Source organism: Parasynechococcus marenigrum WH 8102 (assembly GCF_000195975.1).
Lineage (GTDB): Bacteria > Cyanobacteriota > Cyanobacteriia > PCC-6307 > Cyanobiaceae > Parasynechococcus > Parasynechococcus marisnigri.
Window position 1 is genome coordinate 1,157,320 of sequence record NC_005070.1, and the last position, 10,433, is coordinate 1,167,752.

A 10,433-nucleotide genomic window follows, 5' to 3' on the forward strand; every position below is an offset into this window, starting at 1 on the left:
CGCAATTTCCTCCCCATGCACCCATCTAAGCGCTGGAGATTGGCGACTTGGGTGAAAACACACCTATGTATCGCGCGAGTGCGCCTGCGATATCTAGGCGCGGCTGAAGAGGTAACTAAATCAAACCTAGCCTTACGGACGGAAGTCACTACTTCTGCAGCTGGTGGTGGCTGCACAGCTGTAGGATTTTTTTGCACGCCAGACTGACAATCTAGGCGTAACTAGGTAGGCTTCAAGCTATGACTGGTTTGATTGATCAGCACATACTCAGTCACTGATCAATCCATACCAACATGGGTTGAGATAGCAGTGATGCAGTGAGCTGCTGCACTCACTATCGGACTGGTATGAATCAAGGGATGTAGGCACCGTGCTTACTGCTCATCCATGCTGTAGATGCCAAGCGGAGTTACGCACGGAGTGCAAGTAACGGAGCGGATACAACACTGTTGATATCTATCTAATGATTGTTATTATCTACTTATATTGATTGCATCTGGTTTTATTGCTAACTGTTTTGTGCAATATTTATACTAAACCGTGCAATTTACGTGCCTTTTGCCCATATTTTAGTAGTGCATCGGTAGCGAAAGAATAGAGAGCTAAATACTTGGCAAAGTATCACTAACTGTTCATTGGAAAACTAAAGAGTATTCATTCAATCCAGATGCACCGATCCTTGCTGACCTTGTATCGGCTTGGTATAGAGGCTCATACCAACATTGACATATTAACAGGGATCGACATACCAAGTCCATACCAGGCAGTGGGTATGGTGCAAACGACAGACTGTCACTAGGGAGCTTGAAAAGCCAGGGCACCCGAATCGTGACGGCCCGATCGCGCCGGAAGTGAAGCACCTGTCCGTTGGTGGCCGTGCTCAGGAATGTTGAGAGTTTAAGACCGCGCCGTGGATCAAACCGCTCCCAGCCACGAATCAACCCAACACGGGCCTCCTGCTCGAGATCGTCCCGCTCCTTTGGTCCCCGTCGGGTCTGGCGCGAGGCAATCATCCCGGCGATGCCGAGGTGATTGAGAACCTTGATGTTGCGTTGGCGAACTGCAGGGGGAAGAGCCCTCCGCAGCTCACGTCGCTGCCATCCGGATGTGGTCATGGTGCTGAAGCAACTGTCTTCAGCGTTTGTTGTTTCGGGTTCTGCGACCGCCCACCTGGGTGCCTGATTCCGGCACGAAGGTGCCAGATATGGTCGCGGTGTTGAACAGCTCTGACCCATGGATTGGCACCCAGAGGCCTTAGCCGCCTTGAAGAAGGACGTGCCGTTCTTCGTTCGCCCTGCCGTTCGCCGGCGGGTTGAGTCGATGGCCAGCGAAGCTGGCCGCAGCAGCATCGACCTCAGCTTCTACGCCGAGGCGAAGGCGAGCATGGCGCCCAGCTGAGGCTCAGGGGGTGTCCAGGTCGCAGCGATTCAGCTCCGGCTGGGTCAAGCGATCAATGATGCGGGCCATGTCGATCGAAGTGAGTTCACCGTTGTCGTCCCACTTGAGGGTGGTCTTCCGCTGAGCAGGAGGCTGCTGTGCAAAGGGCTGTCCTGTTGTTTGCTCGAAGGAACGATCGGCCACCACATCCGAATGTCAGGGTTCGGAGATATTAGCGATCCTTGTGGCTTCAGTCACCCAAGGACAGGTGTTGTTGTGGTCGGGGCAACAATTCCGCCCAGGTCTGCAGGGCCGTCCAGCCGCGGATTCGCCGGTGGATGAAGTGGTGCCCCTCGCCATTGAGATGAAGGCCATCGGGTTCCATCCAGGTCAGCCAGTCCGGCTCCTCCAGCATGGATCGGTGCAGTGGCAGAAAGGGGATGTCGGCGTCGCGACAGGTTTCGGCCAACACGGCTTCATGGGCCGCCACATCCTCATTGCTGCACCAGAGACAGTCCGCAAAGGGCATGACGTGCTCATCCACTGGCGTCAGACCGATCACCAGCACCTGCGTCTCCGCTTTCATCTCGTTGAGCAGCTGCCCCATGCCGAAGCCATAGGCCTCAAGGTTCAGTTGCTAGCGACCATCCGGCCGACCCACCCGTGCGGTGTCGTTGAGTCCGACGGCCAGCAGTACACCCTCCGGGGTCTGACGCCGCAGCTCGCCGCGACACTGCCACTCGCTACGCCAGCGAGCGGCCACCCGTTCCAATCCATCGCCACGGATGCCCAGGGGGTAAACCACCGGAGCCGCCTGCAGCTGCATCCAGTTCCTGCGCAGACGCTCGCACCATCCCCCGGCCTCTCGATCTCCCCAGCCGTACACCCCGCTATCCCCGATCACCAGCAGCTGCTTGGGTTTCATGCCGCCTCCTGGAGCCGTTCGCAGACCAGCTCGCCGAGCAACGTCAACGCGGCATAAACCATGACCAACCAGGCCACCAGTGGCCAGTAAAAGGAGGACAGTGCCTCCATCAGCTGCCACCCCAGGCCGGCTCCCCCCACCAGACCGACGACGGCCGTATCCCGGAGGATCACATCACTGCGGTAAGCGGCGTAAGCGAGATACCTCTGACTCGCTGGCGACAACACACCGAACAACCAGGCGGAGCGGGGCGGAGCGCCCAGGGCAACCATGGCCTGTTGGTCACGGACATCCACGCGCTCGAGCCCGTCCTCCAGCACCAGCCCCATCACACCGCTGTGGTGCAGGCCCAAGGCCAACGCCGCCACGGCCAGGGTCGGTTTGCTGGCCAGCATGAGCAACAACGCCGTCAGGGGTGGCGGCAACAATCGCATCAGCGTCCAGCCCGCTTTCAGGATCCAGCCCGCAACAGGCCCTGGAGCGATCAACCGCAGCAACGGTGGCAGGCCGATGGCAACTCCGGAGGCCAGCAGGGTGATCAGGAGGGTGGCACCAATCAGCTCCAGCCATGGCGTCTCCATCCATGCCTGACTCAGACCTTCACTCCACAGTGCGGGCGGAGGCCACGGAGTCCCCTCAACCCAGCTGGGTGCTGAGAGATCGTGGTTCAACCCGCTGCTCCAGGACGGCGTGACCAGCGGCAGCATCAGTGCCAGCAGCAGCAGGCCATGGCGGGCGGACAGGCGCCGGATCATCAGATTCACCGCCACCAGCAGCAGCGCCATCAGCCACAAGCCGCTCCAGAGTTCACGAAAGCGCAGGGATTGCAGGCTGAGCATCAGCTCGGTTCCCAATCCCCCAAGGCCGAAGATGCCCAGCAGCAGGGAGGATCGCAGGGCACAATCCAGCCGATGGCCGATGTGGTCGCGCAACGCTGTGGCCAGGGGGGGCATCAGGCTGGTGCACAGATTGATCACGGCAGGAACACCGGCGCATTGCAGGGCAATGAGAGCCGGTGGTTCATGGCGATCCAGCTGGTCTGCCAGAACCCTGGCCAGAAGTGCCGAATAGGGAAGAACAATGGCCAGCACGGCCACCCAGCCGTTCAGGCCGAACAGCTGAAGCAACAACAACCCCCAGATCAGTTCATGGATTGATCGCAATGGCGCCAGGCCACGCCGCACCACCAGGGCCGGCCAGCGCCGCCCCATCAGCGTGGACCAGATCGTGGTGGAACAGATCAGCCCAAGGATCAGTCCAATCAGACTGCTCAAGCTCCAGGCCAGGAGAGCCGTCAGGGCTGTGATCTGCAGCCCCATGAGCTGATGCTTCAGCAGTGACGGCTCCAGGGATGGTTGCAGGGCCGCCAACCAGAAGCGACCGATCTGTTCGGCTCCACCGCCATGGAGATCGTGCAACAGCACCATTCCAAGAGGCAGCAAAACCAGCGCTGGAGCCAGAGCCATCAGTGCGGGAGCTGGCGTCAGTCCTCGCTGTAAAGCCATGCCAGGGTTGCTTCGGTGATGGCTGAGGGGGAGGCGTCCAGCACCAGTTCACCCTGACGCAGTCCCAGCACCCGTTCGAAACGCTGCATCAGGTCGGGCCGGTGCAGGCTGACCATGCAGGACGGCTGCTCCAGCAGCAGGTTGAGCACATCATTCGCCAGGCGCGGGTCGAGGGCAGACAACGGTTCATCCGCAAGCACCAGCGTCGGTTGCTGCCGCAACAGCCGTGCCAGCGCAACCCGCTGGCGCTCTCCGCCTGAGAGCCCTGCCACCCGATGATTACGAAGCGTGTTGCTGAGTCCGACCTGGCGCAGGATGGCGTCTCCAAGCTCGGGTTCCAGTGGCTGCAACAGGTTGCGCAGGCCCCAGAGCAGTGAATGGCGGCCGAGGGCACCGGTGTTGATGTTCTGGAGAACGGTCAGTTCCTCTACGAGCCTGAGGTCCTGCCAGAGCGTTCCGATCTGCCGGCGCTGGGCTGGGCGGCAGCGTTGCAGGTCGTGTCCTCGCCAGAGCACACGGCCCTGATCAGGGGACAGGCTGCCGTTGCAGAGTCCGATCAGGCTGGACTTGCCGGCCCCGCTCCGCCCCAGCAGGACAGTTCTCTCCCCATGATCAATGGTGAGGTCGAGGGGTTGGAGCCGACCGGTCAGCCCAGCCCGGCGCAGCTCCAGCACAGCCATCAGCGGATTTTGCCCAGCTGACGGCCCACCGCTTCGATCTTGGCGTAGGCCTCGTTTTGAGCCGGGATGAACCGCTTGGCACCGAACAACTCAAGAACCAAGGCACCCCGTTCCGTTGCGGGTGTCAGCGACAGCAGGGAACTCTGCACACGATCGGTGAATCCTTTACCGAAGCGCGCATCCAGATCGGGCCGGGCCACCCAGTGGTAATCCACGTAGGGCGCAGTCCTCCAGATCACGGCCACCTTGTCGGTATCCACGCGGCCTTCGTCCACATTGCTGCGCCAGACCTGTTCGTTCAGGGCACCCACCTCATAGGCCCCGCTCTCGACCACAGCAATCGTGGCGTCGTGGCTGCCGCTGAAGCCGGGGGCACCTCCCGCCAGATCGGCCATGGTGACGCCGCTCTCCCCGAGGAAGTACTGGGGCATCAGCCGACCGGAGGTGGAGCTTTCGGAACCGAAGGCCAGACGGCGGCCCTTCAGCTGCACCAGTTGATCGGCACTGGTGATGGGCCGGAGTCCGCTGGCTCCGTTGGCGATGAACACACTGGTGAACTTGGCATCGATGTCTCGCTGGGCGAGCACCATGGCCCCTGGGGTCTGCAGACGGGCCTGCACACCGGTGAGTCCACCAAACCAGACCAGATCAAGACTGCCGCTGCGGAAGGCGCTGACGGCGGCCGCGTAGTTGCTGACGGGTACGTACCGCACCGCCACATTGAGGGAATCACTCAGTTCGTCCGAGAGGGAGCCGTAGAGACGGTTCAACTTCTCGGGGTTCTGATCCGGGATGGCACCGATCCTGAGAACCTGATCTGCGGAGGGTGGTGCACTGCTGCAGCTACTCATGGTGGCCGCGAGGGCAACACCGGTGATGAGACCGGCGACCTTCACGGCCGGTTGTTCTCGTCCAGGCATCAAGTCAAACGTTGAATCGGAAAAGCTCAGGTCTCGTCTAGCAGTTGCGTTAGCCGTGACAGGCCATCCCTGATCGTCTCACGGGACACAGCGCAGGACAGACGAATGCAGCGGTCGTTTCCGAAGGCCAGACCGGGGACGACGGCGAGGCCCGCCTGCTCAAGGGCGCGACTGCAGAAGTCCATCGAACCACCAGCCGATTCCGGCAACTGCGGGAAGGCATAGAAAGCACCCCTTGGTTCAACGAGGGTGATTCCTTCAATCGCTTGCAACCCCTCCGTGAGCAGCTGCCGGCGGCGGTTGTAGCTCTCCGCCATCGCTGAAACGCAAGCACGCGGGCCCTGAATGGCCGCAAGGGCCCCTCGTTGAGCAAAGCTGCAGACATTGCTGGTGCTCTGGCTCTGCAGCGCAGCGGCAGCCTTGATCACGTCCTGGTGTCCGGCGAGGTAGCCCAGCCGCCAGCCCGTCATGGCCCAGCCTTTGGCGAAGCCATTGACGGTGAAACAGCGATCGGCGAGATCCGGGGCGATCGCCGCGAAGCTGTGGTGCTGTTCCCCCTCCGCCAGCAGGAACTCGTAGATCTCATCACTCATCACCAGCAACTGGGGATGACGGCGCACCAGCTCCGCCACGTCCTCCAGCTCCTGGCGCTTCATCACCCGCCCTGTGGGGTTGCCGGGGGAGTTCAGCAGCAGAAGGCGACTGCGAGGGCTGATCGCTGCCTCCACAGCTGCGAGATCGAGACGGAATCCCTCCTCGGCCTGGGTGGGAATGAGCTTGACCTTGGCACCGGCCAGTGCCGCCATCTCCGGGTAGCTCAGCCAGTAAGGAGCGGGCAGCAACACCTCATCGTCAGGATTTAGCAGCACTTGAAACAGGTTGTAGATCGCCTGTTTGCCGCCGTTGGTGATCAGGACCTGCTCGGGGGTGATTGCGATTCCATTGCCGCTGGACAACTTCTCCGCCACGGCTGCCCGGAGCTCGGGGTCACCAGCCGCCGGCCCGTAGCGGGTGATGCCATCACGCAGGGCTTGCCGTGTGGCCTCAACAATGAAGTCAGGCGTGTCGAAATCCGGCTCACCTGCACTGAGGCTGCAGATGTCTCGCCCGGCTTGCTGCAACGCCTTGGCCTGGGCTCCAATGGCTAGCGTCAGAGACGGCTTCAGGCCCACGGCCCGTGCGGAGAGTTCTGGAGGGCGTGGCATCAGCAACGCACCTCCCCGCGGCACGCGTAAAGATCACATCCTGCCTCACGTGGTGTCCCAGACAACCTTGCTTGTTCTCCTGTCATGAGTTCCCCCAACCTGAGCTGGGTGCTGGCGGCAGAGGATCCGCAGCGATTAGCCGGTTTTTACGCCGCTTTGTTGGAGTGCCCAAAAGAACAAGGCTTCTCTGGCTCCCACTGGATTGTCGATCTGGCTGGAGGTTGTCGTCTGGAGATTTACAGGCCATCCCGTCAGCGGCCGTTCCCGCAGCAGGGTCGGGCCCTGGCCCCCTGCCTACGCCTAGCGCCCAGTCAAGCCCCCCTGAAGCATCTGCAGCAGCAGTTGCCCGCCTGGATTGCCCTGGGGGCCACACTGATCGAGCCGGCTCGGCTGGAGGCCTTTGGTGCCGAGGTCTGGCTGGCTGATCCCGAGGGCAATCCCGTGCTTGTGGTGCAACCCTTTGCCCATGCGACCTTCTGATGGCGATGTTGGAGCTGCGTGACTGTGAGCAGTGCACCGGCTGTGATCTGGCCCTGACGCGTGAACGGGTGGTGATCAGCCGCGGTGCAGCGACAGCACCATTGATGTTGATCGGTGAGGCACCGGGTGCCCGCGAAGATGCCCTGGGCCAGCCCTTCGTCGGACGATCCGGACAGCTGCTGGATCGCCTGCTGCAGGATGTCGGTCTGAATCCAGAGAGCGACCTCTACATCTGCAATGCAGTGAAGTGCCGTCCTCCACAGAACCGCCGACCGAAACGGGCGGAATTAACCGCTTGCAGACCCTGGCTGGATCATCAGATCGATCAGGTGAATCCCAGGGTGATCGTCCTGCTGGGTGCCACTGCTGTGGAGAGCCTGCTGGGCATCAAAGGCGGCATGACCCAGCTCAGGGGGCAATGGCTCAGCTGGGATGGCCGGGATGTGATGCCGATCTTTCATCCCTCGTATTTGTTGCGCAATCCCTCCAAGGCCTCCGATGCACCCACGGCGTTGACCCGGAGTGATCTCAGCACAGTCCAGCAGCGACTGTGCGAACGTTGACGCGCTCTCGGCCTGGCCCGCCATGACCGCCCTGGATCGGCGTTACGACACCCAGATCCATCGCCGCATCACACGCACCGTGATGGTGGGTGATGTCGCGATCGGCAGTGACCACCCCGTGGTGGTGCAGTCGATGATCAATGAGGACACCCTGGACATCGATGCAGCCGTCGCTGGCATCGTCCGACTGGCGGAAGCCGGCAGTGAAATCGTGCGTGTCACCACGCCATCGATGGCCCATGCCCGGGCGATGGGTGAGATCCGTGCCGCCGTACGCGCCCGTGGATGCACGGTGCCATTGGTGGCGGACGTTCACCACAACGGCGTCAAGATCGCCATGGAAGTGGCGCAGCACGTCGACAAGGTGCGCATCAACCCCGGGTTGTTCGTCTTTGACAAGCCGGATCCCAACCGTCAGGAGTTCAGCGATAAGGAATTCGCGGCCATTGGCGCACGGATCCACGAGACCTTCGAACCTCTGGTCACCCTGCTGAGGGATCAGAACAAGGCCCTCCGCATCGGTGTGAACCATGGTTCATTAGCGGAGCGGATGCTGTTCACCTACGGGGATACCCCCAAGGGGATGGTGGAGTCGGCGATGGAATTCGTACGCATCTGTGATGAACTCGACTTCCACAACATCGTGATTTCGATGAAGGCGTCGAGGGCGCCGGTGATGTTGGCGGCCTATCGCTTGATGGCGGACACGATGGACAAAGAGGGGTTCAACTATCCCCTCCACCTCGGCGTCACCGAAGCCGGTGATGGTGATTACGGCCGCGTCAAGAGCACGGCGGGGATCGCGACCCTGCTCGCCGATGGCCTTGGCGACACCATCCGGGTGTCGTTAACCGAGGCTCCGGAACGGGAAATCCCCGTCTGCTACTCGATCCTGCAATCCCTTGGGCTGCGCAAGACCATGGTCGAGTACGTGGCCTGCCCCAGCTGCGGCCGCACCCTGTTCAATCTCGAGGAGGTGCTGCACAAGGTGCGGGACGCGACGTCCCATCTCACAGGGCTCGATATCGCCGTGATGGGGTGCATTGTCAACGGCCCGGGCGAGATGGCGGATGCGGACTATGGCTATGTCGGCAAGACCCCGGGTGTGATTTCGCTGTACCGGGGACGGGACGAGATCCGCAAGGTGCCTGAAGAGGAGGGCGTCAATGCTTTGATCCAGTTGATCAAAGAGGACGGGCGCTGGGTGGAGCCGGCCTGATCTCGTTAGTGTGAAGAATCAGGTTTATTAGGCCATGCCCAGCGCCAAAGGTTTGCGCGGCGTTCTGCGTTCAGGTCCGCTTCTGCTGATGCTGGGGCTCGGGGGCATGGCCGTTTCGATGGCGGGTCCAAGCCTTGGTCTGACGGGGGCGAGCGGCGGTGCAATCACCGATAGCCCCAAGGAGGTGATAGATCAGGTTTGGCAGATCGTGTTCAGGGATTATCTCGATTCCACCGGCGCCTACAGCGATGCTCGCTGGCGTCAGCTGCGTAAGGATCTGCTTGCTAAGTCCTACGCCGGAGACGAAGAGTCATACGAAGCGATCCGAGGGATGTTGTCCAGCCTGGATGACCCCTACACGCGCTTTCTTGATCCCAAGGAATTCAAGGAAATGCGGATCGATACTTCAGGAGAGCTGATGGGGGTCGGTATCCAGCTGAGTTTGGATAAGGACACCAAGGAGCTGATCGTTGTGTCCCCGATTGAGGGGACGCCGGCATCCCGTGCTGGGGTTCAACCCAAAGACGTGATCGTCAGCATTGACGGTGCCCCCACCAAGGGGATGACCACCGAGGAAGCGGTCAAGTTGATCCGCGGACCGGAAGGAACAGAGGTCATTCTGGGACTTCGTCGCAAGGGTGTTGTCCTCAATGTTTCTCTGACCCGTGCGCGGATCGAAATCCATGCCGTCAAAAAAGCCCTGAATACTTCAGCTAACGGCAGTAAGATTGGCTATATTCGATTAAAACAATTCAATGCAAATGCATCCCGTGAAATGCGGGCGGCAATTCAGGACCTCGATGAGCAGGGTGCTCAGGGATATGTCCTTGATCTGCGCAGTAATCCGGGCGGACTTCTTGAGGCCAGCATTGATATTGCTCGTCAGTGGTTGAACGAGGGGACAATCGTCAGCACAAGAACGCGGGAGGGAATTCGGGATGTGCGACGGGCCACCGGTAGTGCCATCACCGACAAGCCAATGGTTGTGCTGATTGACCAAGGATCAGCAAGCGCGAGTGAAATTCTTTCTGGTGCATTGCAGGAGAATAAGCGAGCTCAACTCGTCGGTCAAAAAACCTTCGGTAAAGGCCTTGTTCAGGCTGTTCGGGGATTGTCCGATGGCTCAGGGATGACAGTGACGATTGCCAAGTATCTCACTCCAAATGGCACTGATATCCATAAAAACGGAATCAAACCTGACGTTGAGGCTGCAATGTCGGAAAAAGAGATGAAAGATTTCAAGATTGAAAATCTTGGAACCTCGAAAGACAGTCAATACCGTGTTGCTGAAACAACCTTAATAAAAGTACTCAGAATGCAAAAAAACGAGGCTTACAGGCCTGGAAGCGCCAATCTCAAAGCTGCTTTGTAGAAGCGAAGTCAAAAAAATCAGGCGACCGGTTGCATCAGACCGCCACCACCGCCGCCATTGGAGTCGTCATCATCAGAGGCCGGCTGAAGCAGGGCATACAAGCCAAGAGCAGCAGTGCAGACCAACCCGCTGATGAGTTGCAGTGGGAAACCACCTGCGTTGAGATCAATGATTTCTCCCATGCTGC

12 protein-coding genes and 1 pseudogene are annotated in these 10,433 nt (G+C 60.2%); 5 read left to right on the plus strand and 8 right to left on the minus strand.

Going from position 1 to position 10,433, the window contains the following annotated elements; genetic code table 11:
* Positions 1-632: 632 nt before the first annotated feature.
* On the minus strand, positions 633-1,235 hold the full coding sequence (locus TX72_RS14985) for a sigma factor (protein WP_083810626.1): 603 nt from the start codon (positions 1,233-1,235) through the stop codon (positions 633-635).
* Between TX72_RS14985 and TX72_RS05850 the strand changes: the two genes are divergently transcribed.
* Complete coding sequence (locus tag TX72_RS05850) at positions 1,234-1,398, plus strand: PCP reductase family protein (protein WP_042503444.1); 165 nt, start codon at positions 1,234-1,236, stop codon at positions 1,396-1,398. The two genes, TX72_RS14985 and TX72_RS05850, sit on opposite strands and share 2 nt — an antisense overlap.
* 3 nt (positions 1,399-1,401) lie before the next feature.
* Here TX72_RS05850 and TX72_RS05855 read toward each other — a convergent pair whose 3' ends face one another.
* The 6 genes and pseudogenes from TX72_RS05855 to TX72_RS05880 form a co-directional block, all read right to left on the minus strand.
* Positions 1,402-1,584 (minus strand): DUF8633 family putative protein, encoded by a 183-nt coding sequence (locus TX72_RS05855; protein WP_011128030.1) that lies wholly within the window; start codon positions 1,582-1,584, stop codon positions 1,402-1,404.
* 43 nt (positions 1,585-1,627) lie between these two features.
* A pseudogene (locus tag TX72_RS05860) lies at positions 1,628-2,302 on the minus strand (GDSL-type esterase/lipase family protein).
* Positions 2,299-3,807, minus strand: a complete 1,509-nt coding sequence (locus TX72_RS05865; protein WP_011128033.1) for a hypothetical protein — start codon at positions 3,805-3,807, stop codon at positions 2,299-2,301. Before TX72_RS05865 ends, TX72_RS05860 begins: the two are co-directional and overlap by 4 nt.
* Positions 3,786-4,487, minus strand: a complete 702-nt coding sequence (locus TX72_RS05870) for a phosphonate ABC transporter ATP-binding protein (protein WP_011128034.1) — start codon at positions 4,485-4,487, stop codon at positions 3,786-3,788. The genes TX72_RS05865 and TX72_RS05870 overlap by 22 nt, the downstream gene beginning before the upstream one ends.
* Complete coding sequence (locus TX72_RS05875) at positions 4,487-5,407, minus strand: putative selenate ABC transporter substrate-binding protein (RefSeq protein ID WP_011128035.1); 921 nt, start codon at positions 5,405-5,407, stop codon at positions 4,487-4,489. Before TX72_RS05875 ends, TX72_RS05870 begins: the two co-directional genes overlap by 1 nt.
* Positions 5,408-5,433: 26 nt before the next feature.
* Positions 5,434-6,612, minus strand: coding sequence for a pyridoxal phosphate-dependent aminotransferase (locus tag TX72_RS05880; protein ID WP_011128036.1), 1,179 nt, complete (start codon positions 6,610-6,612; stop codon positions 5,434-5,436).
* Positions 6,613-6,696: 84 nt separating this feature from the next.
* On the opposite strand from TX72_RS05880, the gene TX72_RS05885 reads away from it, so the two are divergent.
* Genes TX72_RS05885 through TX72_RS05900 form a run of 4 tightly spaced genes read left to right on the plus strand, consistent with a single transcriptional unit; the run spans position 6,697 to position 10,246 of the window.
* The gene (locus tag TX72_RS05885) at positions 6,697-7,092 is read left to right on the plus strand and encodes a VOC family protein (protein ID WP_042503451.1); all 396 of its coding nucleotides are present in this window, start codon (positions 6,697-6,699) and stop codon (positions 7,090-7,092) included.
* Positions 7,092-7,655: a uracil-DNA glycosylase gene (locus TX72_RS05890; RefSeq protein ID WP_011128038.1), complete on the plus strand. Its 564-nt coding sequence runs from the start codon at positions 7,092-7,094 to the stop codon at positions 7,653-7,655. Before TX72_RS05885 ends, TX72_RS05890 begins: the two co-directional genes overlap by 1 nt.
* Positions 7,656-7,677: 22 nt before the next feature.
* A complete protein-coding gene (ispG, locus tag TX72_RS05895; RefSeq protein WP_011128039.1) occupies positions 7,678-8,874 on the plus strand; it encodes a (E)-4-hydroxy-3-methylbut-2-enyl-diphosphate synthase in 1,197 nt (398 codons plus the stop codon).
* Positions 8,875-8,908: 34 nt separating this feature from the next.
* Positions 8,909-10,246 (plus strand): S41 family peptidase, encoded by a 1,338-nt coding sequence (locus TX72_RS05900; RefSeq protein WP_011128040.1) that lies wholly within the window; start codon positions 8,909-8,911, stop codon positions 10,244-10,246.
* Positions 10,247-10,263: 17 nt separating this feature from the next.
* On the opposite strand, the gene TX72_RS14395 is transcribed toward TX72_RS05900, so the two are convergent.
* The gene (locus TX72_RS14395; RefSeq protein WP_011128041.1) at positions 10,264-10,428 is read right to left on the minus strand and encodes a hypothetical protein; all 165 of its coding nucleotides are present in this window, start codon (positions 10,426-10,428) and stop codon (positions 10,264-10,266) included.
* Between the last annotated feature and the right edge of the window lie 5 nt (positions 10,429-10,433).